General features: G+C 39.7%; 23 protein-coding genes and 1 tRNA gene. 13 read left to right on the top strand and 11 right to left on the bottom strand.

Going from position 1 to position 21535, the window contains the following annotated elements:
- The 4 genes from RIC88_RS15545 to RIC88_RS15530 form a co-directional block, all read left to right on the top strand.
- On the top strand, positions 1-2497 hold a 2497-nt coding region (locus RIC88_RS15545), incomplete at its 5' end, for a lamin tail domain-containing protein (protein WP_350218481.1).
- 100 nt (positions 2498-2597) lie between these two features.
- On the top strand, positions 2598-2975 hold the full coding sequence (locus RIC88_RS15540; RefSeq protein WP_350218480.1) for a TraR/DksA family transcriptional regulator: 378 nt from the start codon (positions 2598-2600) through the stop codon (positions 2973-2975).
- On the top strand, positions 2975-3535 hold the full coding sequence (gene scpB / locus RIC88_RS15535; protein WP_350218479.1) for an SMC-Scp complex subunit ScpB: 561 nt from the start codon (positions 2975-2977) through the stop codon (positions 3533-3535). Before RIC88_RS15540 ends, scpB begins: the two co-directional genes overlap by 1 nt.
- A gap of 23 nt (positions 3536-3558) precedes the next feature.
- Positions 3559-4302: a pseudouridine synthase gene (locus RIC88_RS15530; RefSeq protein ID WP_350218478.1), complete on the top strand. Its 744-nt coding sequence runs from the start codon at positions 3559-3561 to the stop codon at positions 4300-4302.
- A 6-nt stretch (positions 4303-4308) separates the two neighbouring features.
- Here RIC88_RS15530 and RIC88_RS15525 read toward each other — a convergent pair whose 3' ends face one another.
- The 3 genes from RIC88_RS15525 to RIC88_RS15515 form a co-directional block, all read right to left on the bottom strand.
- Positions 4309-5211 (bottom strand): alpha/beta hydrolase, encoded by a 903-nt coding sequence (locus RIC88_RS15525; RefSeq protein WP_350218477.1) that lies wholly within the window; start codon positions 5209-5211, stop codon positions 4309-4311.
- A 40-nt stretch (positions 5212-5251) separates the two neighbouring features.
- The gene (locus RIC88_RS15520; protein ID WP_350218476.1) at positions 5252-5845 is read right to left on the bottom strand and encodes a TetR/AcrR family transcriptional regulator; all 594 of its coding nucleotides are present in this window, start codon (positions 5843-5845) and stop codon (positions 5252-5254) included.
- 206 nt (positions 5846-6051) lie between these two features.
- Positions 6052-6124: transfer RNA gene (locus RIC88_RS15515), tRNA-Phe, on the bottom strand.
- Positions 6125-6206: 82 nt separating this feature from the next.
- Between RIC88_RS15515 and RIC88_RS15510 the strand changes: the two genes are divergently transcribed.
- From RIC88_RS15510 to RIC88_RS15480, 7 genes are all read left to right on the top strand, one after another.
- Positions 6207-7517, top strand: a complete 1311-nt coding sequence (locus RIC88_RS15510) for a 4Fe-4S dicluster domain-containing protein (protein ID WP_350218475.1) — start codon at positions 6207-6209, stop codon at positions 7515-7517.
- Positions 7514-8308, top strand: coding sequence for a (Fe-S)-binding protein (locus RIC88_RS15505; RefSeq protein WP_350218474.1), 795 nt, complete (start codon positions 7514-7516; stop codon positions 8306-8308). Before RIC88_RS15510 ends, RIC88_RS15505 begins: the two co-directional genes overlap by 4 nt.
- A 1-nt stretch (position 8309) precedes the next feature.
- The gene (locus tag RIC88_RS15500; RefSeq protein WP_350218473.1) at positions 8310-8795 is read left to right on the top strand and encodes a hypothetical protein; all 486 of its coding nucleotides are present in this window, start codon (positions 8310-8312) and stop codon (positions 8793-8795) included.
- Between the two features lie 80 nt (positions 8796-8875).
- Positions 8876-10855 (top strand): CHU_0125 family OmpA-like outer membrane integrity protein, encoded by a 1980-nt coding sequence (locus tag RIC88_RS15495; RefSeq protein WP_350218472.1) that lies wholly within the window; start codon positions 8876-8878, stop codon positions 10853-10855.
- A gap of 27 nt (positions 10856-10882) precedes the next feature.
- Positions 10883-12043, top strand: coding sequence for an AIR synthase related protein (locus tag RIC88_RS15490; RefSeq protein WP_350218471.1), 1161 nt, complete (start codon positions 10883-10885; stop codon positions 12041-12043).
- 3 nt (positions 12044-12046) lie between these two features.
- Positions 12047-12625: a GNAT family N-acetyltransferase gene (locus RIC88_RS15485; protein WP_350218470.1), complete on the top strand. Its 579-nt coding sequence runs from the start codon at positions 12047-12049 to the stop codon at positions 12623-12625.
- Positions 12626-13138: a DUF456 domain-containing protein gene (locus RIC88_RS15480; RefSeq protein WP_350218469.1), complete on the top strand. Its 513-nt coding sequence runs from the start codon at positions 12626-12628 to the stop codon at positions 13136-13138. It abuts the gene before it with no gap.
- On the opposite strand, the gene RIC88_RS15475 is transcribed toward RIC88_RS15480, so the two are convergent.
- The 8 genes from RIC88_RS15475 to RIC88_RS15440 are packed head-to-tail and all read right to left on the bottom strand — an operon-like array spanning position 13135 to position 19388.
- Positions 13135-13986, bottom strand: a complete 852-nt coding sequence (locus RIC88_RS15475; RefSeq protein ID WP_350218468.1) for a geranylgeranylglycerol-phosphate geranylgeranyltransferase — start codon at positions 13984-13986, stop codon at positions 13135-13137. The two genes, RIC88_RS15480 and RIC88_RS15475, sit on opposite strands and share 4 nt — an antisense overlap.
- The gene (locus tag RIC88_RS15470; protein ID WP_350218467.1) at positions 13983-14708 is read right to left on the bottom strand and encodes a Rossmann-like and DUF2520 domain-containing protein; all 726 of its coding nucleotides are present in this window, start codon (positions 14706-14708) and stop codon (positions 13983-13985) included. The genes RIC88_RS15475 and RIC88_RS15470 overlap by 4 nt, the downstream gene beginning before the upstream one ends.
- A gap of 37 nt (positions 14709-14745) precedes the next feature.
- Positions 14746-17232 (bottom strand): heme lyase CcmF/NrfE family subunit, encoded by a 2487-nt coding sequence (locus tag RIC88_RS15465; protein WP_350218466.1) that lies wholly within the window; start codon positions 17230-17232, stop codon positions 14746-14748.
- 4 nt (positions 17233-17236) lie between these two features.
- Positions 17237-17449 (bottom strand): hypothetical protein, encoded by a 213-nt coding sequence (locus RIC88_RS15460; protein ID WP_350218465.1) that lies wholly within the window; start codon positions 17447-17449, stop codon positions 17237-17239.
- Positions 17450-17460: 11 nt separating this feature from the next.
- Positions 17461-17868 (bottom strand): cytochrome c maturation protein CcmE domain-containing protein, encoded by a 408-nt coding sequence (locus RIC88_RS15455; protein WP_350218464.1) that lies wholly within the window; start codon positions 17866-17868, stop codon positions 17461-17463.
- Positions 17865-18071: a CcmD family protein gene (locus RIC88_RS15450; protein ID WP_350218463.1), complete on the bottom strand. Its 207-nt coding sequence runs from the start codon at positions 18069-18071 to the stop codon at positions 17865-17867. The genes RIC88_RS15455 and RIC88_RS15450 overlap by 4 nt, the downstream gene beginning before the upstream one ends.
- Positions 18064-18738 (bottom strand): cytochrome c biogenesis protein CcsA, encoded by a 675-nt coding sequence (gene ccsA, locus RIC88_RS15445; RefSeq protein ID WP_350218462.1) that lies wholly within the window; start codon positions 18736-18738, stop codon positions 18064-18066. Before ccsA ends, RIC88_RS15450 begins: the two co-directional genes overlap by 8 nt.
- Positions 18738-19388, bottom strand: a complete 651-nt coding sequence (locus RIC88_RS15440) for a heme exporter protein CcmB (RefSeq protein WP_350218461.1) — start codon at positions 19386-19388, stop codon at positions 18738-18740. Before RIC88_RS15440 ends, ccsA begins: the two co-directional genes overlap by 1 nt.
- Positions 19389-19526: 138 nt before the next feature.
- Here RIC88_RS15440 and RIC88_RS15435 point away from each other — a divergent pair, with 138 nt between their 5' ends.
- Together RIC88_RS15435 and rfbB are read left to right on the top strand one after the other, a co-directional pair.
- Positions 19527-20480, top strand: a complete 954-nt coding sequence (locus RIC88_RS15435) for an SDR family oxidoreductase (protein ID WP_350218460.1) — start codon at positions 19527-19529, stop codon at positions 20478-20480.
- On the top strand, positions 20477-21535 hold the full coding sequence (rfbB, locus tag RIC88_RS15430; RefSeq protein WP_350218459.1) for a dTDP-glucose 4,6-dehydratase: 1059 nt from the start codon (positions 20477-20479) through the stop codon (positions 21533-21535). The genes RIC88_RS15435 and rfbB overlap by 4 nt, the downstream gene beginning before the upstream one ends.

Here is a 21535-nt window from a genome sequence, read left to right as displayed (position 1 = left end):
TACAGTTAGCACGCTAGTCTCCGGTGACATCCGGACATTGACTGTTAATGGAGTTGAAGATTTATCCGGCAATGCAACGAACAATGAAACCATCCAATTTGAGTACATCGAGACAGAGGAAGCAGGGGTGAATGATGTGGTAGTCAATGAGTTTTTGGCCGATCCAATTCCTTCGTTTGGGTTGCCAGAGGCTGAATTTGTAGAGCTTTTTAATCGATCTGATAAAAACATTAATCTTTTAGGATGGAAATTGGACGGCTCTCAACTTCAAAGCTTTATTATCAAACCCAATCAATATGTTTTATTGGTTGATGACTCTGATCTAGCTGAATTTAGTGCTTTCGAAAGAATCATTGGAATAGCAAGTTTAAGCCTGTCAAACGATGAAGATAAGATTGTGCTAACTGACAGCACCGGTCAGGAAATTCACACAATTTTGTATGAGGAGAGTGCATCAGGAATCTCAAAAGAGTTAATCAACCCGAATGATCCTTGTCTTTCAGCTGCCAGTTATGTTGAATCCATTAATCCTATGGGAGGTACGCCAGGAGCCCAAAACTCAGTATTTGATGATACACCTGATACGCAATCTCCACAGATTCTATCATATAGTTTTGATGATGCTTTGACAATCACCTTTTCAGAAGTGATGGATTCACTAAGTCTTATAAACGGCTCTTATGCTGTGAGCGATGGTTTAACTATAGATGAGGTCACAGTAAACGGCCAATTTCCGCAAGCCGTCATTATTTCATTTTTGGAACAACCTGATCCTGGAATTATTTATGAATTGACCGTTTCGAATGTTTCAGATTGTCCTGGAAATACCATTGAAGAAACAACCATATTATTCGGTGTAGGTCGTTCCCCCTCTTTTAATGATCTCATCATTACTGAGATTATGTTTAATCCTGACCCACAGATAGAGTTACCGGTTAGAGAGTTCATAGAAGTTTATAATAGAACAAATCAAATTCTAAGCACCACCGGATTGATGTTAACTGATGCTACTGAAACGGTAGAGATTCCTACTCGTATGCTCAATCCGGGTGAATTTTATGTGTTGACATCAACTTCTGGAGCGTCTGAGTTTGGAGGGAATGTCATAGGTATACCCGGCTTCCCATCCTTGAATAATTCAGGGGAACAGCTGATTTTAACTATGGATCAAAATCTTATTTTCTCAGTAGATTATAATCCGGATTGGCATGATGAGGATAAGGTAGAAGGTGGGTTTACCTTGGAAATGAAAGACTTGGAAAACCCATGCATGGAAGCAAACAACTGGGGAAGTTCACAAAATGCAAGAGGTGGTACTCCAGGTTTAGCAAACTCTATTTCAGAAAGCTTTCCGGATAATTTTCCTCCTGAAATAGTTGAGGCTGTTGCGCTAAGCTCCGATTCAATTAGTATAGCATTTAACGAAAAAATTAGTCCTGAATCTCAGAATATGGCACTTTTCGAAATACCGAACATCGGAATAGGTGATATCCACTTTAATTCCATAAATCCTAAAGGGCTTATAATCAGCTTGAATCAAGAACTTGAAGAAAACACTTTGTATATACTTACAGCATCTGGTGTGTTGGATTGCTCTGGAAACTCATCCAATGAAGAATCCATTCAATTTGCCCTGCCGATTGAAGCAAAAGAGCAAGAAATTAAGTTAAACGAGATTCTTTTTAACCCTCGATCAAACGGAGTGGATTTTGTCGAAATCGTTAACACCTCTGAGAACTACATTAGTTTAAAAAACTGGCAGTTAGCCTCTGAAGATGATCAGGGAGATGTGGATAACCTCAAAATCATTACTTCTGATGAGATCGTAATTGATCCGGGTCGATACCTGGTTTTTACTACGGATAAAGAACTTCTTTTAACGAATTATCCAAAAGGACAATTTGAGAATTTCATGGAGGTGGGATCCCTACCATCTTATCCAAATGATGAGGGAACTGTAGTTTTGGTTGATAGCCACGGTGAGGTTGTTGAAACTTTCACCTATGATGAGGACTACCACTATAATCTTCTTGAAAGTGTGGATGGCGTTTCTCTGGAACGAGTGTCCTTGGCTGAACCAACAAATAATCCCGATAATTGGAGATCAGCATCGAGTGAGCAAGGTTTTGCCACACCTGGTTATGCGAACTCTCAGTCATTTACTACAGGCATACCATCCGGTAAAGTAACCGCAAGTCCGGAGGTTTTTATACCTGGAAACGCTGGAACAGGCAGGGATTTCACAACCATAAATTATCAACTAGATAGCCCCGGGCAGTTCGCTAATGTGAATATTTATGATCAAAACGGCAGGCTTGTGAAGAATTTAGCACAAGGAGTGTTACTTTCCACCTCTGGTTTTATAAGGTGGGATGGAGACACAAATTCGGGTCAAATGGCAAGAATGGGTTACTATTTGATCATATTTGAAATATATGATAGCAGCGGAAATTCCGAAATCATAAAAGAAACGGTTGTTGTTGGGAGGGATTTTTGACTTCAAAACAACGATTTGAATTTATCGTATTATTTTTTGTGCGGTAAGCTGAGTATTTTCGCTTGATTTTTATGTTGTAAGATTTGTAAACGCATCTACCATGAGCGAAAAAACAAAATATTCTGACGAAGAATTAAAGGAATTCGAAGAGCTCATTCTTCAAAAATTAGCGAAAGCCAAAGAAGAACTGAACACATTGAAGAGCTCATTGACTCGTGAATCCGATGATAGTGGTGATAATTTTTCTTCAGTGAAAACGCTGGAAGATGGCGCAGATACAGCGGAGAAGGAACACCTTAGTCAACTTGCGGGACGTCAGCAGAAGTTTATCAATAACCTCGAAAATGCGCTTGTCAGGATTAAGAATGGAACATATGGAATCTGTGTTGATACAGGCAAATTAATCTCTAAAGAACGACTTAAGGCAGTACCTCATACGACTCAAAGTATAGATGCAAAGTTGAATAGACAGGCTTGATGGACTATCTGGCTAATCATATTCAGGCGCTTGTATTCTGTTCTCCCAAGCCAATTACTGAAGATGAAATTCAGGATTGTTTGAAAGAGATGTTTGACGCAGACGTTCCTGTTGAAGACATTTCAAATGGACTTAATACCATCGAGGAGAAGTTCAAATCTGAAGATTTTGCAATGGAATTGGTAAAGTCCGGTGGAGGCTACCAATTTTTAACTAAACCAGCATATCAGGCAAGTATCGGGATTCTACTAAAGCAACAGTCCAAAAAAAGACTCTCGAATTCTGCGCTTGAGACACTGTCTATAATAGCATATAAGCAACCCATCACGAAGAGTGAGGCAGAGCAGATAAGGGGAGTGAGTTGTGACTATTCGATACAAAAGCTGCTAGAAAAGGAGCTCGTTGAAATCAAAGGAAAGTCGGACGGTGTTGGTCGGCCATTATTATACGGCACAAGCCAAAAATTTATGGATTACTTTGGAATCAATGACCTGAAAGAACTTCCCACCCCTAAAGACTTCACCTCTGAGGAAAATACCATTGGGGAAGAGAAAGAATAACGTCAGTATTAGCTGACATCCAGATGAAACGACCGAACAAGAAGGAAATATCTAAACCAACCGAGATTCGGCTAAATCGATTTATAGCCAATGCTGGCGTTTGCTCCAGAAGAGAGGCAGATAATCTGATTGCCCTTGGAAAAGTAAAAGTGAACGGAAAGCCGGTCACGGAAATGGGTTATAAGGTCATGAAGACTGATGAAGTTGAATACAAGGGGAAAAAATTAAAGTCTGAAACACATCAGTACGTTTTATTAAACAAACCAAGGGGTTTCGTAACGACTACCAAAGACCCTCACGCCAAGCGAACGGTGATGGAATTGGTTGAGAAGGCATGCAGTGAAAGAATCTATCCGGTTGGACGACTGGATAAAGAGACCACCGGTCTTCTTTTGTTTACCAATGATGGTGAAACCGCAAAGAAGCTGACTCACCCTTCTCATAAGGTTAAGAAAATTTATCAGGTTGAGTTAGATAAGCCCATTACCAAAGATGATTTCGACACCATTCTAAAAGGGGTAACCCTTGATGATGGACCCGCAACAGTAAACGAAATGGCACTACTTGGTGAGGATAGCAAAGTCCTTGGAGTAGAAATCCACATAGGTCGAAATAGAATCGTTCGCAGAATTTTCGAGCACATGGGCTACAACGTAAAAAAACTTGACCGGGTGATGTTTGCATCACTTACCAAGAAAAACCTGCCTCGGGGTAAATTCCGTCACTTAAGCCCGAAAGAAGTCATGGGCTTAAAGGGCGTCAAATAGGAATTTTTAGCCTTTCATTGAATTTGATATGTAGGTGATGATAGAATCATTCGCCATTATTTTATAGTGACCAAGGCCTTTCACATGCACAAACGAGGCATGTGACCATGCACTTTCAAGCTCTTCTCCTTTGCCAAAGGGGATTATCTGATCATCTTCACAGTAAAAAAGGTGTGTATCTATATTCTTTAAGTCATTCGCTTTGATTCGCAGATCGAAATAATCAATTGAATGATGATATCTCTCTTTTACAAGTCCGCACATGGCTTGATAAACTGATTCATTGCAACCGACATCATTTACAATGTCTTTAAAAAAGTATCTGATGTAAGGAGGAGCCGCAATTACATAAAAGTGTTTTGGTTGAAATGCCGATCCAAGCTCACTCAGAGCAATACCAGAAGCCAAAGCACCAATCGAATGGCCTATTACAGTTTGATAAGGACCATTTTTCGCAATGTGATTTTTTATGATGTCTCTAAATTCAGGCATTGCCGTGTGTTTTCCCTGAGAATTTCCATGTGCCCGCATGTCTATCGCTTCTACCTGATATCCTTCTTCGGTAAATTTGTTGATCATCCGTCTAAAATCAGCTGCTTTGGATCTCCATCCATGACAAAGTAAAACCTTGGGTCCTGAACTACCCCATCGATAGTATTTGATCAAGTCTCTCTGATAGCTGGTTTGCATAACTTCAGCTTCATTAATGATCTGTCGTTGTGCGTCAGTGTATCCTACTCTTCCTGGCATTGTGAAATAATGCCAAATAATTGAAGCTGATTTCCTTGGAGAGGCATGTTGCAAAAGCCCCAATGCTTTTTTTATAAGCTCAATTTTCCAGTTTGTTTTTGGAGGACGCTCGGCAGGTCGGCTGATATCTTCCCCTTTTATTTCAATGTGAGTAACCATAACGTAATATACCAATCGGTATTTTATTGAATAAATTTTTTTAAATACTTATTTCGTTTATCTGTTTTTGCACAAATCGTTTTACAAAATCATAGGACCTGGTATCTCCTTCAATTCTTGAAACAGATATGGCCCCCTCGATTGTGGAATAGAAAAAATTTGTAAATTCTTCCACATCTACATCACGCTTCACCTGACCTTCAAGTATCCCTCTGTTAATAATTTTCATGACAGAATCTTTTAACAAAGCAATCGATCTAATAACTCTTGAGCGTAAAAAAGGCAGGTTATCATCTGCTTCAATGGAAGAATTTAAAACAGGGCAACCGCCAGGTATGGGTGGTTCTTTGAGATATTCTTCATAAAAGTCCATTATTGCCCGGAGCTTATCAGGAGCAGTTTGCTGCGCCCTAACTCTCTTTGCGATTGCTGTAGCCACAATTTCAACACCCAATTCAAAAGCTGCTGTAGCTACTTCATCCTTGTTTTTGAAGTTGCCATAGATTGCACCCTTGGTGATGCCTGTAGCCGAGGTGATATCCGAAATAGACGCGGCGTTGTACCCCTTTGTATTAAAAATGGGCAATGCCTTTTCTATAATTAGTTGTCTCGTCTGTTCCGGGTTCCTCGCCATAATGCAAATATACCAATCGGTATATAAATACGAAAGCTAATTTATAAAGTTTCTAAAGTAGTATGCATGCATACTAAATTCATGATTTGATTTTATCTTCGGGGTGTCTTATAAGAATGACGAAATTGGGTAGCTTTATTTGTGGAGAAAGGCGGTGACTGAAAAACAAAAAAGCCACCCTTAAAGAAGGATGGCTTGGTAAAAAGTGGTGCTGAGTGGATTCGAACCACCGACTCACGGATTTTCAGTCCGATGCTCTACCAACTGAGCTACAGCACCAAATTTTCGGTTGGCAAAAGTAGGTATTTCTTTGAAAAGGCAAAATTTAAATTGAAGTTCGTAGCAGGAATTTTTAAGTATTATGGAATATATACCCCAAATCGTGTTCGTACTGATTGCAGGATTCTTCGGTTTCTTGATTTATCGTCGAATTTCGCAGATTTCGAAAAATATTAAGCTTGGTAAGGATGTTGACCTTTCTGGCAACAAGGCAGAAAGATTGAGAACCATGCTTTTGGTTGCCTTTGGACAAAAGAAAATGTTTAAGCGTCCAATACCGGCATTTCTGCACCTGTTGATTTATGTAGGCTTCATCCTCATTAACATTGAGGTGTTGGAGATTGTCATCGATGGAGTATTTGGTACCCATCGGGTGGCAGCACCTGTTTTAGGTGGATTGTATGTTGGGATGATCAATTTCTTCGAACTACTTGCTGTCGGTGTTTTATTTTCATGTGTGGTTTTTCTTATTAGAAGGAACATTTTAAGAATTAACCGCTTTAAGAAAATTGAAATGGTTGGGTGGCCGTCATTGGATGCAAACCTGATCTTGATCATTGAAATTTTATTGATGGTTGCCATTCTGGGAATGAATGGAGCAGACCAGATTTTGCAAGAAAGAGGGGCAGATCATTATACTCAAGTAGGTTCTTTCTTTTTCAGCTCTTCAATGTTTGGTTGGTTATTTCAATTTGAGACCGGCACATTGATCTTCGTTGAAAGGGCAGCCTGGTGGTTCCATATCGTAGGGATTTTTGCGTTCGCGCTCTATGTGACCTACTCTAAGCACCTCCATATTTTCCTTGCCTTTCCGAACACGTACTATAGCCGATTGGAACCGAAAGGGAAGATGACCAACATGAATGAGATTACCAGTGAGGTGAAGATGATGTTAGGCATGCCTGTGGAAGGAGACAATACTCCACCCCCCGAGGGAATGCGTTTTGGAGCGAAAGATGTCAATGACTTAACGTGGAAGAACTTAATGGACGCCTATTCCTGTACGGAATGTGGTAGATGTACTTCCGAGTGTCCCGCAAACCTGACAGGCAAGAAACTATCCCCTCGTAAAATCATGATGGATACACGGGATCGATTGGAGGATGTTGGTAAGAATGGACTGGATGATGGGAAGTCGCTATTAGGTGATTATATCACGAAAGAAGAAATCAATGCATGTACCAACTGCAATGCTTGTGTAGAAGCTTGCCCGGTAAACATCAACCCATTAGACATTATCCTGCAAACAAGACGCTATGTAGCCATGGAAGAATCAGGATCGCCTGATTCGTGGAATGCGATGTTCCAAAATGTAGAGACAAATTTTGCGCCTTGGAAATTTGGGGTGCAGGATAGATTTAATTGGTCAAATGAATTAAAAGAAGGAAAATGAGTGAAATACAAATACCAACTGTAGCGGATCTAGTAGCAAAAGGAGAAAAACCGGAAGTGCTTTTCTGGGTAGGATGCGCAGGATCATACGATGATCGATACAAGAGTGTGACCAAAGCATTTGTTAAAATCCTGAACAAAGTAGGTGTGAAATTCGCAGTACTTGGTCCGGAAGAAACCTGTACCGGAGACCCAGCAAGGAGGGCAGGAAACGAATTCCTTTTTCAGATGCAGGCCATGGCCAATATTCAGGTTTTGAATGGATATGAAATTCAAAAAATAGTAACTGCATGTCCGCATTGTTTCAATACCTTGAAAAATGAATACCCTGAACTAGGAGGAAATTATGATGTAATTCATCACTCGCAATTCCTTCAGGAATTAATCAACGAAGGGAAAGTAGAACTTAAAGGTGGTGGAGAATTCAAAGGTCGAAAAATCACTTATCATGATTCTTGCTTCTTAGGCAGAGCTAACAATGTTTACTCGGCACCAAGAGCTGTGCTTGAAGCTTTGGATGCAGAGCTGGTTGAGATGAAGCGATGTAAAACTAAAGGGTTGTGCTGTGGAGCTGGAGGTGCACAAATGTTTAAAGATGCTGAACCCGGCAAAAAGGAAATTAATATTGAGCGAACAGAAGAAGCCCTCGAGACAAAAGCAGATACGATCGCTGTGGCATGCCCATTCTGTATGACCATGATGTCAGATGGGGTGAAAAATAAAGAGAAGGAGGATTCCGTGAAAGTGAAAGATTTGGCGGAACTCATTGCAGAATCAGAAGGTTTGAATTGATATGTTAATTCCATTTGAAGAAATGCCGGATAATGCCCGATTGTGGATTTATCAGGCAGAAAGAAAACTAGCCCCAACTGAAGTAAAACTTGTTGATGAAAATGCTAATGCGTTTCTCAATCAATGGCAAGCGCATGGTCAGGATTTGAAAGCTTCTTACAGAGTTGAGTATGATCAGTTTCTGATCATTTCAGTGGATGAATCTTTTAGCCAGGCGAGTGGCTGCAGCATTGATGCCTCAGTTCATTTAATCAAAGGATTGGAGTCAGCATTGGGGGTGTCATTTATGACAACCAGCCAGGTCGCTTTTATGCAGGAAGATGAAATAAATCTTTATCCTTTCAATCAGCTTAAAGTTCAGGCTAAGGAGTCTGTAATAAGTCCTGAAACGCTGGTTTTTGATAATACTGTACAAAATGTAGCAGAGTTTAAGTCACGGTGGTTGAAAGAAAGCAAGCATACCTGGGTAAATAGATATTTTCAATAGGGCTTTTTGGTTCACTTCTTGTTTCATGTTTAGCTAAATTTCAGTAAAATCATCTGGACAAGATTTTCGTTATTCCTTATATGCGAATCCTTCAATATCTAATAATAGTTGTTTTTATAGGCAGTTGCTCATTGGAAAAGAGCATGAACAATGCTGAGTTTGATGCTGTAATATCTAAACTTGGAGGCTCTCCTGAAAAAAACACTCCTGAGGAAAACATAATGGTGGCAGATGCCTTTCGCAAATCCAATAGACTTATTGAGTCTATTCCATATTATGAAGCAGCAATCAAAGTTGGAACGACCGAGGAGGCAGCCAATTTACATCTGGCCCAGGGTTTGAAAGTAGAGCAAAGATATGATGAGGCAGAAAAAGTGCTTGATAATTACCTACCACGAGCAAGGGATGAAAAAACGAAAAAGCTAGCAGAGAAAGAACTTCAGAATCTAAGAAAGATCGACGAGCTGAAGGAAAATGAAAGTTATTATCGCGTAAAAAATCTGGAAGAAATAAACACGGAAAGAGCAGAATATTCCCCGGTCTTCAATAATAATTATCTGTATTTCACTTCCAACAGAGGCGTATCAAAAATTTACAGAGCTACTGGTACCCCATTTACAGATATTTATCGGGTTATATCCAGAGGGGCGAATGTTAATCTTAATTCGTTGACTGCATTAGATCCGATTATTAACCATGTAGATACGAATGAAGGGTCTGTGGCAATTTCACCGGATGGCACGTCCATGATTTTTGCAAAAGGAAATGACGGCAAAGCAAAAGGCTATAGCGAAGTAAATCTCTTTTTCACCCGATATAGAAACGGCAAATGGTCAGAGCCTGTACCGCTTTCCATTAATGTCGCAGATGCCTGGGACAGCACTCCAGCATTTAGCCCGGACGGTACCACCCTTTACTTCTCGTCTACTCGCCCGGGCGGATATGGAGGAGCAGACCTCTATCAGGCTAAAGTAAACAGAAGGGGAAGATGGGTAGATGTACGCAATTTAGGTCCTGAGATAAATACGACAGGAGATGATGTATTCCCATATGTGAGTGAGGATGGAAGTTTGTACTTTGCTTCTGATGGTCATCCCGGATTTGGAAAGTTGGACATGTTTAGAGCTGTTCGTGAAGGTGGTCATGTACAAATTGAAAATTTAGGTAAGCCAATGAACTCCTCAGCGGATGATTTCGGATTCTACCAGTTCGATTTGCAAAAAGGTTTCTTCACCTCCAATCGCCGAGGAGGAAAAGGTGACGATGATATTTATACATACGTCAATGACGACCCAGACCTCAAAATCGTGAATTACTTCCTTACGGGAACAACAGTCACAAAAGATGATGCCGGTCAGGAAATTATCTTACCTAATACCAAAGTTTCCTTAACAACAGATAATGGAGAGGTGCTTGATGAGGCATTTACAACGGCTGATGGAAAGTTTAACTTCCGGGTTTATCCTGAAGAACACTATGATCTCATTTCCGAGAAAACGGACTACTTCACAGTGAGAAAAGATTTTACCACTATAGGGAAAACGATAGATAAGACCACTTTAACAGAGTTTATTACGAATGTAAACTTTGAAACTAAGATCATGATGGATCCTATTGTATTAGAGCGAGCGATCGTCCTTGAAAATATTTATTATGACTTAGACAAAGCGGATATTCGTCCTGATGCTGCTTTAGTTTTGGATAGTCTGGTGCAAATCATGAATGACAATCCAGACATCTACATTGAATTAGGATCACATACTGATGCCAGGCAGACTGATGACTACAACCTAAATCTTTCACGAAGAAGAGCACAATCTGCAGTTCGATACATTATCAATGAGGGTGTGTCTGCTGAGAGGATTGTAGCGAAAGGGTATGGTGAATCACAGCTGATTGTGAAGAATGCGCAAACAGAAGAAGAGCATCAGCGAAACAGGAGAACCGAGTTCAAGGTGCTTCGGTATAACCCACGAGATCGTAATGATGACTTGCCTCCTGATGAATCTGTGGATGAATATGACCGATTCTTCCAGGATTCTGGCAATGGAAACCGATAAAATCTTTTCTTTGCAAACAAAAACAAAATGACGGATCGGTATGCACAGCGCGGGGTTTCTGCAGATAAGGAAGATGTACATTCAGCCATCAAAAACATCGATAAAGGACTTTATCCCAAAGCTTTTTGTAAAATAGTAGAAGACATTTCAGGGGATCCGGAGTACTGCACGATTATGCATGCTGATGGTGCTGGCACAAAATCTTCCCTCGCATATTTATACTGGAAAGAAACAGGTGATATCAGTGTATGGAAGGGGATTGCGCAGGATGCCATCATTATGAATGTGGATGATCTGTTATGTGTTGGTAGCACGGATAACATCTTACTTTCCTCTACGATAGGTAGAAATAAAAACCTGATTCCCGGAGAAGTCATTTCTGAGATAATTAACGGTACTGAGGAGGTGTTGCAGATGTTGCGGGACAATGACATCAATATTAAATCAACGGGTGGAGAGACAGCTGATGTTGGGGATTTGGTGAAAACGATTATCGTGGATAGCACGGTTACAGCCCGAATGAAAAGAGCCGATGTTATCAATAATGAAAACATTCGGCCGGGAGATTTGATTGTTGGAATGGCATCTTACGGTCAGTCTAGTTACGAAAAGGCTTATAATGGAGGAATGGGAAGCAATGGACTTACTTCTGCTCGACATGATGTCTTTGATAAGATATATGCTGAAAAGTATCCCGAGTCTTTTGATCAGGGAGTCCCGAGAGACTTAGTTTATAGCGGCACAAAGAAGTTAACTGACCCGGTTGAAGGAGCTTCATTAGATGCCGGTAAGCTGGTCTTGTCTCCTACTAGAACTTATGGCCCAATTATTAAATCGATCTTAAGAGAATTGCGGTCAGAGATACACGGGATGGTGCATTGCAGCGGAGGAGCACAAACAAAGATTTTGCATTTTGTGGATAATGTGAGAGTGATCAAAGACAATTTGCTGCCTACTCCACCACTGTTTCAAATGATTCAGCAAGAGAGTGGTACTGACTGGAGGGAAATGTATAAGGTTTTCAATATGGGTCACCGAATGGAGGTCTATGTCGCGGAAGAGTCTGCTGATGAGATTGTGGAGATTGCTCGGTCATTCAATGTCGATGCGCAGGTCATTGGGCGTGTAGAAGCGTCGGATAAAAAGGAGTTGATTATTCAATCAGAACATGGTGTTTTTGAATATTAATTGATGAAAAATTTTTACGTTCCCCTAGCTGATCGGACGATCACTTTGCTCCCTATAACAAAAGAGCATATTCAGGAAATGAGAAAGCTCAGTTCGGATTCCGATGTGTGGACGTGGTACACTGAAGACTTAACACTTCCGGATGCTTTGGAAGCATGGATGACCAAAAGGTTGGAAGAGACAGAAAAAGGAGAGAAAATGACCTACACAGTCCAATTAAATGAGACGGGTGAAATCATTGGATCTTCTAGCTATGGCCACATTGATTGGACGGAAGGAGGTATTGAGATAGGATGGACATGGTTAGGTAAAAAGTATATCGGGTCCGGAATCAATAAACACATGAAGTTTTTGATGTTAAACCATGCGTTTGAAACCATGGGCATAGAACGATTGGAACTACGCACAGACGAGGTGAATGTAAGATCCAGAAAGGCGATGGAAAAGATCGGAGCAAAGTACGATGGGACACTAAGAAACCATCGATTCACGCAAGGTGGCAAAAGGAGAAATACGGTGGTCTACAGCATTATAAAATCAGAATGGGAAGGAATAAAATCTTCTATTTTCAAAGAATTCTAAATGGAAGTGCTTCTTATCATCTTGACGATCTTACTTATTGCAGGTGGGATTATCTTCTCAATCCTTCCTCCATTACCCGGACCGTTGTTATCCTATGCTGGGATGTTCTGTATCCATGCAGTATCAAACGACACAGAGTTTAGTACTACTTCATTTGTAATATGGGGTATAATAGGGACTATAATTATTGTCGCTGATTATGCTCTACCGGTTGCTGCCACCAAACGATTTGGAGGAACCAAGGCAGGAGTAATAGGCGGAATGATAGGAATGATTGCAGGTGTTCTTTTACCGATTCCTTTCGGTATTATTCTGGGGCCATTGCTTGGAGCAATCATTGGAGATTTGTATGGAGGAAATCGAATTAGATCAGCTTTTAAATCAGGATTTGGATCTTTTATCGGTTTCTTATTGGCTACCGGATTGAAACTAACCTATTCAATCATATTGGGTGGTGTTATCGCCTGGAAGGTTGGTGGTTTCACCTGGAATGCCATAGCTGGAATGTTTTAAATCAACAACATACTCACCAGGCCAGCAACAATAATGATGTCAATATCGATTTTTATTGATTTGAAATCCTTGATTTTGTCTGCTTTTGCAAGTTTGTAGGCGATCCAGAAAACAAAACCTAGAACAGCAAAAAAGAAGTACCTCACATTCCAATTCGGGATTGACCAAAGGTAGAATGTCAGCATTCCTACCCCGACAACACCAGCCAGGTAGATCATTACTTTAGCACCCCTTATTCCCCAAACAATTGGAATGGATTGTATGCCAAATTGAATTTCACCTTTGGCACTAATAATGTCCTTAATGCTTTCCCTGATAAAAATAGTAACACAACCAAACATTGCATAAGCCACAACCAGAAGTCTAAATTCACGAAAATAAATTAGTACAAGAAGGAGCGTTAGGATTGTAAGAAATGAAATTGTGAGTGTACCTAAAAGTATCCATCGCTTTAAAACGGCACTATATGTCCAAAGAGCCCCGGCAGAAAAAACATGAACAACACCAACAAAAGGGTCGATCAAGAAACCAATAGCGATTCCACTAACCGTTAATACAAAGTGTGCAATTAAAGCCAGTCTTCTACGGAAAGTAGTTCCAATAATTACTTTGCCGGGTCGATTGACCATATCGATTTTCTGATCGAAATAGTCGTTGATAATGTATCCAGCTGCGCCAATAAAACTTGTACTTAAAATGAAAAGAAGGAATCTTGCTTTAAGCAACATCCACATTGGCGTATCGAGAAGAAAGTAGGCGGTTATAAACTGGGTGAGCCCGATGACCACCAAATTTGGAATTCGACTAGCGAAAAGGAAACCGATGGCATCATTTGTGGTGATTCTCACTTGATATTCTGAATACTTTCCGTGATGATACGATACATATTTCTTAATTGTTCGTCTTTGAGCATATTCAGATGCACATTTATCGTGTCATCATCTTCTCGCACAGCAGGCCCTGTCTGCGATTTAGATGGACTAAGCTCAATGGCTTTTCGGAAGGTCTCCTCAACCAATGGTTGTATATCCTGAAATTTCATGTCCAAATCAGCCAGCAGATTTTCAGATAGATGAAACATATGATTACTAAAGTTGCAGGCAAAAACTGCTGCTAAATGAAGCTTGGACCTACTGGTAGAGGTCAGCAGTCGTACATCGTTGCTGAAGCTTCTGACGAATGTAAAAATGTCTTTTTCTCCTTCATCTGAGCCTTCAACAAAAATTGGAAATGAAGTGAAGTCTATTTGTTTGGTTCGACTAAAAGTTTGCAGGGGATACATTACCCCGTGCTTCTCGTGCTTAGATAAATCCGAAATTGGATTCGCGCCCGAAGTGTGAAGTACGACCGCATCGGAGGTTTCGAGTGAGTCAGAAACAAGCTTCACCTTGTCGTCAGGAACCGTTAGAATTATAAAATCAAACGAATCTGGATTCAATTGATCTAATGATAATATGTAATCTTCTGATTGACTTCTGGAAAAAATGGTGACTTCATGTCTTTTAGATGAAATCCGACTGGCCAGATGATAGCCAACATTTCCGTAACCGATGATTGCTACCTTGCTCATGGAGTAAAATTAGCCGATTCCTTGTCAAAAAAGGAAGCTATACTTCTACTCCCTTATTTCGCATTTTTACGAACTCCACATACCTTCTTCTAATCGCAACAACAAACCCAATAACGAGCATAAAAGTACCAATCCACAACAGGTTAATCCACGGTTTTTTAACTGCCTCCATGATTATCCAGTCCTTTTGTGTGGTTTGGTAAGCCAGAACAACGGCATTTTCCTGTGGCAGGATGTTTTGAACAGAAATTCGAAAAGCAAGGTCATGCACCTGATCATCAATCCTCCCTACATATTCCCTCTCACGGATTACAAAAATTGGCTCAGCAGCATAGTTTTCAAATTCTCCCTGAACTTCTATTACTGCCTTTACTGCCACATCCCCACTTGATAAAGGAGTACCGTCAATCTCAGAAATGGGCTCCATTCGCTGAAGGGTAGCTACATAGTCGTTAATAAAAAACTGATCTCCAATCTTCACTTTGATTTCTTGCGGTTCACTCCAATCCGGTTCCTGATCCGGATCAGGAAAAGTTCTGACATGGGTGTACATATCAGCATTTAATTTTCGCTTGATGTCAGGAGAATACACAATCATATCCATAGACTCATTTATCTGAACCCTTGGAAAAAGCGTGAATTGCTTACCTTCTTCAGTATGGTATTCTACTTCAAAGAAGCTGTTCTCAGGGCTTATTAATGTAAGTGTATCTTCTCCATTTTTAACCACCTTTAATGGGTTGGATGTCAATGATAATTCGTTCTGGTCTACATATCCTTCTTCACGTGTTTCCTTTCTTATACCTCGATAAATCATCGAATACTCTTTCATTTGACGAGGTTCGTTGATAAACAGGAGCAGGTTATCTCTATTTACTTCTTCGGGAAATTCCGTACTCCAAACCATTGAAGTATAATTGGTGGAAAGGATTGTAGAGTATCCACTTGAGAATAGAATCCCAACAAGCATCAGCGCAATTCCAATATGGGCGATTGACCCACCAGATAATTTGATATTTGATTTGGCTACACCAAGAAAAACCTTCGTGTTGGCCACAATTGAATATACACTTGCAATCAGCAGAATGAGGTAGTATGGATTGGTAATTTTTGCTATCGCGATGACCAATCCTGATATGACTAAAGAAATTATAAAAGGAGTAGTCAATTCAGCTTTTAGCTTTTTACCATCCATTTTTTTCCACCAGAAAAATTGCCCTGTTCCTGAAAGAATGGCAAGGAAAATGGCCAGAATCATTTGAGGTAAGGAATAGGCATCATAGATGTCTGTTGGTGGAGCAAGATTCAAATCAAATCCCAGAAAAGCCGCAATCTGATTATACACCGGCATGGACGTGTAAATCAATACCTGAAAAGCCATTAAGCAAAGCACGGCAGCTCCCATGAAGATCCAGAATTCTCTGGAGTAAGTGGAGGTTTCTTCTTTTGATGACGGAACCTCTTTCCATCTCTTCACAATGAAAAAGACAGACAAAGTCACGAATGCCAATAAATATATAAGCAACTGACCGGATAGCCCTAAATCAGTAAAAGAGTGGACAGATGAATTACCGAGAATTCCACTACGAGTAAGGAAGGTGGCGTATAGTACAAGTAAGAAGCTAGCGACAACCAATATCATAGATAATTTCAAAGCTGATCCGCTTTTTTTATAAGCGATCATTACATGAATAGCTCCAATAAGAACAAGCCAAGGCACATAGATTGCATTTTCCACGGGATCCCAGTTCCAATATCCGCCGAAGTTTAGTGTTTCATAAGCCCAGTAAGCCCCCATCAAAATTCCAACTCCCAAAATCATAGCTGAAAATTGAGCCCATGGAAGTGCAGGCCTTATCCATTCTTTGTTTTTTCCAATAATCAATCCACCAATACAGTAAGCAAATGGGATCACTGTTGTTGCAAAACCCAGAAACAAAGTTGGAGGATGAATCACCATCCAATAGTTCTGAAGAAGTGGATTTAATCCATTCCCGTCTTCAGGGATAAAGTTTGGATTAGTTTTAAAAATTGGTGCGTCTATGACGTCTCGCAGTAACATGAATGGTGAGCTCCCAAGTTTTACCTCGAAAATGACAACTCCCAAAATCATGGATGCAAGAAATACCTGAGTCAGCGACATAATTAGCATCACAGGAGCTTTCCAAAACTTGTTGGTATTCATCAGAATAATACCCAAAACGGCATTCCAAAACATCCATAGTAAAAAGGAACCTTCTTGCCCTTCCCAGAAGCATGAGATTTGATAATAGACCGGAAGTATCTTAGAGCTGTGGCTGTAAACGTAATGATACTCGAAATAGTGATTCGTAATTAGGTAGAAGAGTGTTCCTACAATCCCTAAAATAGCAAACGAATGAACATAAAAAACCTTTGATCCAAAGGATGTCCACTGGGTATCCTGATTGCGACCCTTAAAAAAAGCATAAGCAGAAAGAATGCTGGTGACAAAAGCAATGATTACGAATACGTGACCTAATTGTCCCTCGAAGTAATGTATCATTCAGCTACGATATTTTTTTCTCGAGAGCCTTGATTCTTTTTTCGTGATCAGAATAATTGTCTGACGCAAAATCAATAAAGAGATCAAATTCTTCTTTAAAGTCTCCAAGAGCTTCATGGAGTCCCTTAAGTCCGTCATGCATGTAGGAGATTTTGGCCTCCATTACATTGATTTTTCGATCTATCCGTGTTTTAAATTCTTTAAACTTCTTGTCCATTAGTTATAAATTCAACTAGTAAATTCCGGATCCTCCTGATATTTAGAAGGGCACTTGAGTAATATTTTTTCAGCAACAAACTTTTCTCCCTGATAGGCTCCAACAATCACAACCTGTTCCGATCTGGTGAAATCTGTAGGAATTGGTTCTGCAAAAAGGACTTGTTGTCTCAACCCCTTTTCGTCAATCATTTCAAACTTAAAGGAAAGTTTGTCTGGACTTTCTTCAATTCCGGTCACCTCACCAGCGGCGGTTTTAGGTAACTCTCCTACTACATGAATACTCTTTTTGAAGCCTTTTTCAGAAAGCTCTTTAGCTTCATCAAATGAAACGTACGTGCTTGCATCTCCAGTCATCGAAATGATCATGGTGATTGCTATGGCAATAATGACTATTGCTGCTATGTATTTTTTTTTCATTTTTCCCCTATTTCTTTTTCCAAACCCTTAGATTTTTTGTCCAGTTTGAATAACAAGAAGAAAAATCCCGCTAGGATTACCAGGATTATGGCGATCACCACATAGATTTTTCCTTCTCCTCTAAAGTCATCTGCCATCTCAACCTGCGCATTGGCAAATTGAGTTCCCAGGAACATTAATATTCCAAAAATATATTTAAGCATCTTCCAGTTTTTGTTTCGTAATAGAAAGTCGAATTGCGATTGTCGCTACCCAATACCCTAATAATGTCCATCCGATTACAGCCAGATAAAACACCTTCCTCAGGTTTCTATCCAGATCATAGGCATTGAATCCGGGGTTACCGCCATTTCCAGGATGTAGGCTGTCGGACATTCTTGGAAGAATGAACAAAAGTGGAATCATCATAAAAAATGCGAATATGTTGAACACTGCAGAAATTCTATTTCGCTGTTGTTCATCCTGAATAGATCCTCGAAGCACAAAATATGCCAGATAAATCAGTAATGAAATGGCCGAAGCATTTTGCTTAGGATCGTTGCTCCAGGGCTCTCCCCAGGTAAAGTTTGCCCAGATCATTCCAGTAATTATCCCCAAAGCACCAAACACGATTCCCATATTAGCGAGTTGATAGCTGTAAGTATCAAATTTGTTATCTCCCGTACGAAGATGTTTTATGGCGTGAATAACTGACCCCAAGAAAAGAAGGATCATCCCAAACCACATAGGCACATGAAAGTGAAGCGCACGAATAGTTTCATTTAAGATGGGTAGCTCAGGTACAGGGAGAAGCAATCCTGCAATTACGGTATAGACTAAAAGCGCCACACACAACCATTTCCACCAATCTGTTTTTAGTAAATAACCCATCACGATTTCCAGGTAAAAGGGAACAATACGAACGTGAGCGCAATGATAATCACATCAACTGAAAATAGAGCCGTGAGGTTGCCTTGAATCTGTGAAAATACGTAGCTATCAAGTATTTTGTAGCTGTTGCTGATGGATAATATCAAGACGGGAATAATAACAGGAAACCCGAGTACTGCCATCATGATGGAGCGATTGCTAGCCCTGAAAGCAATAGAAGAAACCATAGTGAATGCTGAGCTTAAGCCAAGACAGCCAAGAAATAAGTTTAGGGTGAAAAGCGAATAATTGTTAATCGGGTTGCCTAGTAGTACTGCATATACAAATAAGGAGATTGCAGCAATTGCCAACAAGTATAGAAACGAGTAAATGAGCTTAGCAAGAATTATCTCACCTGGCTTGCATAGAAAAAAGTAATAATGTGACCTTCGTTCTTCCTGAATAAAGCTTTTGGAAATTGCATTGATTGAAGTGAAAAGCAAAATGATCCAAAAAAGTGCATTCCAGACTTCAATTGATACAAATCCCTTAAAAGCCATGTAAGTAGCGAAAATTGTAGACGCTAAATACAAAAGAATGCCAGAGATCGGATTTTGCTGTCTCCAATCTACAATCAAGTCCTTTTTTATCAGTTGGGCTATTCGCTGCACAGGCCAAAGGTAAATTCAAACAACGTGATACCTTGCAAATACTTTCTATTCCCCTTAGCATTGCATAAAATTTCAGCCTTAGGATATTCTCCGACCGACCGTGAAAAAGATTCATTCTCACATTGAATTGTTTAACCAATGAAAAAAGTTCTTGTAACCGGAGGAGCAGGGTTTATTGGTTCTAACTTGATAGCATCCCTTCTAGATAGAAACTATCAGGTGGTTTGTCTGGATAATTTATCTACTGGATCAAAAAAGAATATCGAGGAATTTATTGGAGATAAAAATTTTGAGTTTGTAGAAGGAGACATTCTCGATTATCAACTTTTACTGAAACTTTCTAAAGATGCATTCGCAGTTTCCCATCAAGCTGCTCTTGGATCTGTTCCCAGATCTATTCAAGACCCCATCACTTCAAATCGTGTCAATATTGAAGGGACATTAAATGTTTTTAAAGCTTGTGTTGACAATCAAGTGAAGCGAGTGGTTTATGCTGCATCTTCTTCTACATACGGAGACTTAGAAGGATTGCCGAAAAAAGAAGAAAGAATAGGCAAGCCGCTATCTCCTTATGCAGTGACCAAATTTGTCAATGAGTTATATGCAGATGTTTTTCATAGAGTTTATGGACTCAATACAATTGGTTTAAGGTATTTCAATGTTTTCGGACCAAAACAAAATCCTGATGGGCCGTATGCTGCAGTTATTCCTCTATTTATTAATGCCATTCTATCAAAAAAGAGTCCGGTTATCAACGGTGATGGAAGTCACAGTAGAGACTTTACCTTTGTGGAAAATGCGGTTCAGGCTAACATTAAGTCACTAGAAGCATCGATGGTAAACTATAATACTGTTTACAACATTGCTTTTGGACAAAAAACAACATTAAACGATTTGGTTTCTTACATCAATACCATTGAAGGGACAAAGATTGAACCTTTGCTTGTTGATGAACGAGAAGGAGACATAAAACATAGTTTAGCGGATATTTCAAAGGCAATTAAAAATCTAAATTACAATCCGCTCTATTCAATAGAAGAAGGATTAAAGTTGACAATTGATTGGTATAAAAATAATAGTAAAATTATATGAGTATTACAGATTCGAAGATATTGATAACCGGAGGTGCCGGATTTATAGGATCGCATGTGGTTCGTAGATTTATCAAAACAGGAAAGTACCAAGTTATAAACCTTGATAAGCTTACCTATGCAGGAAATCTTGAAAACTTAAGGGATATTGAGAAAAACCCTAACTATGAGTTTGTAAAGGGAGATATTTGTGATTTTGAATTCATAAAGAGCCTTTTTAAAAAATATGATTTCCATGGTGTCGTTCATCTCGCAGCAGAATCTCATGTTGATCGATCAATTACTAATCCAATGGAGTTTATTCAAACCAATGTAGTTGGCACAGTTAGTTTACTTAATGCTGCCAAGGAAGCCTGGCAGGATAAAAAGAATAGGAGGTTCTATCACGTTTCAACGGACGAGGTATATGGGTCATTAGGTGATGATGGATTATTTACAGAAACAACACCTTATGATCCTAAATCACCATACTCGGCTTCAAAGGCATCTTCAGACCACTTTGTACGTGCCTACGGAAATACTTACGGTTTTCCATTTGTTATTTCCAATTGCTCAAACAATTATGGACCAAATCACTTCCCTGAAAAGCTGATTCCCTTAATGATCCATAACATCAAGAACAGGAAACCACTTCCGGTTTATGGTAAAGGAGAGAATGTGCGTGATTGGCTATACGTTGAAGATCATGCTCGCGCAATTGAGCTTATTTTTGAAAAAGGCAATGATGGTGAAACTTATAATATTGGAGGTTTTAACGAGTGGAAGAATATTGATTTGGTGAATTTGTTATGCGATATTATGGATAGCAAACTGGGGAATGCCAAAGGAACTTCGCGAGAGCTGATCACTTATGTGAAAGATAGAGCAGGGCATGACCTGCGATATGCAATAGATGCCTCAAAACTCAATAAGGAATTAGGATGGAAACCGTCCTTACAGTTTGAAGAAGGACTGGAGAAAACAGTGGATTGGTATTTTGAGAATGAGCAATGGCTTGATGATGTGACATCAGGGGATTATTTAAAGTATTATGACGAAAATTATTCAAATAGATAG

Origin of the sequence: Ekhidna sp., from assembly GCF_040220215.1 — a bacterium.
Taxonomy (GTDB): Bacteria; Bacteroidota; Bacteroidia; order Cytophagales; family Cyclobacteriaceae; genus Ekhidna.
Note: the sequence above shows the minus strand (reverse complement) of the source record. Positions and strands in the feature narration are given on the sequence as shown.

Coding starts and splice junctions, on each gene's coding strand:
- RIC88_RS15540 (WP_350218480.1), top strand. CDS start 2,598: ATGAGCGAAAAAACAAAATATTCTGACGAAGAATTAAAGGAATTCGAA.
- scpB (WP_350218479.1), top strand. CDS start 2,975: ATGGACTATCTGGCTAATCATATTCAGGCGCTTGTATTCTGTTCTCCC.
- RIC88_RS15530 (WP_350218478.1), top strand. CDS start 3,559: ATGAAACGACCGAACAAGAAGGAAATATCTAAACCAACCGAGATTCGG.
- RIC88_RS15525 (WP_350218477.1), bottom strand. CDS start 5,211: ATGGTTACTCACATTGAAATAAAAGGGGAAGATATCAGCCGACCTGCC.
- RIC88_RS15520 (WP_350218476.1), bottom strand. CDS start 5,845: ATGGCGAGGAACCCGGAACAGACGAGACAACTAATTATAGAAAAGGCA.
- RIC88_RS15510 (WP_350218475.1), top strand. CDS start 6,207: ATGGAATATATACCCCAAATCGTGTTCGTACTGATTGCAGGATTCTTC.
- RIC88_RS15505 (WP_350218474.1), top strand. CDS start 7,514: ATGAGTGAAATACAAATACCAACTGTAGCGGATCTAGTAGCAAAAGGA.
- RIC88_RS15500 (WP_350218473.1), top strand. CDS start 8,310: ATGTTAATTCCATTTGAAGAAATGCCGGATAATGCCCGATTGTGGATT.
- RIC88_RS15495 (WP_350218472.1), top strand. CDS start 8,876: ATGCGAATCCTTCAATATCTAATAATAGTTGTTTTTATAGGCAGTTGC.
- RIC88_RS15490 (WP_350218471.1), top strand. CDS start 10,883: ATGACGGATCGGTATGCACAGCGCGGGGTTTCTGCAGATAAGGAAGAT.
- RIC88_RS15485 (WP_350218470.1), top strand. CDS start 12,047: ATGAAAAATTTTTACGTTCCCCTAGCTGATCGGACGATCACTTTGCTC.
- RIC88_RS15480 (WP_350218469.1), top strand. CDS start 12,626: ATGGAAGTGCTTCTTATCATCTTGACGATCTTACTTATTGCAGGTGGG.
- RIC88_RS15470 (WP_350218467.1), bottom strand. CDS start 14,708: ATGAGCAAGGTAGCAATCATCGGTTACGGAAATGTTGGCTATCATCTG.
- RIC88_RS15465 (WP_350218466.1), bottom strand. CDS start 17,232: ATGATACATTACTTCGAGGGACAATTAGGTCACGTATTCGTAATCATT.
- RIC88_RS15460 (WP_350218465.1), bottom strand. CDS start 17,449: ATGGACAAGAAGTTTAAAGAATTTAAAACACGGATAGATCGAAAAATC.
- RIC88_RS15455 (WP_350218464.1), bottom strand. CDS start 17,868: ATGAAAAAAAAATACATAGCAGCAATAGTCATTATTGCCATAGCAATC.
- RIC88_RS15450 (WP_350218463.1), bottom strand. CDS start 18,071: ATGCTTAAATATATTTTTGGAATATTAATGTTCCTGGGAACTCAATTT.
- ccsA (WP_350218462.1), bottom strand. CDS start 18,738: ATGGGTTATTTACTAAAAACAGATTGGTGGAAATGGTTGTGTGTGGCG.
- RIC88_RS15435 (WP_350218460.1), top strand. CDS start 19,527: ATGAAAAAAGTTCTTGTAACCGGAGGAGCAGGGTTTATTGGTTCTAAC.
- rfbB (WP_350218459.1), top strand. CDS start 20,477: ATGAGTATTACAGATTCGAAGATATTGATAACCGGAGGTGCCGGATTT.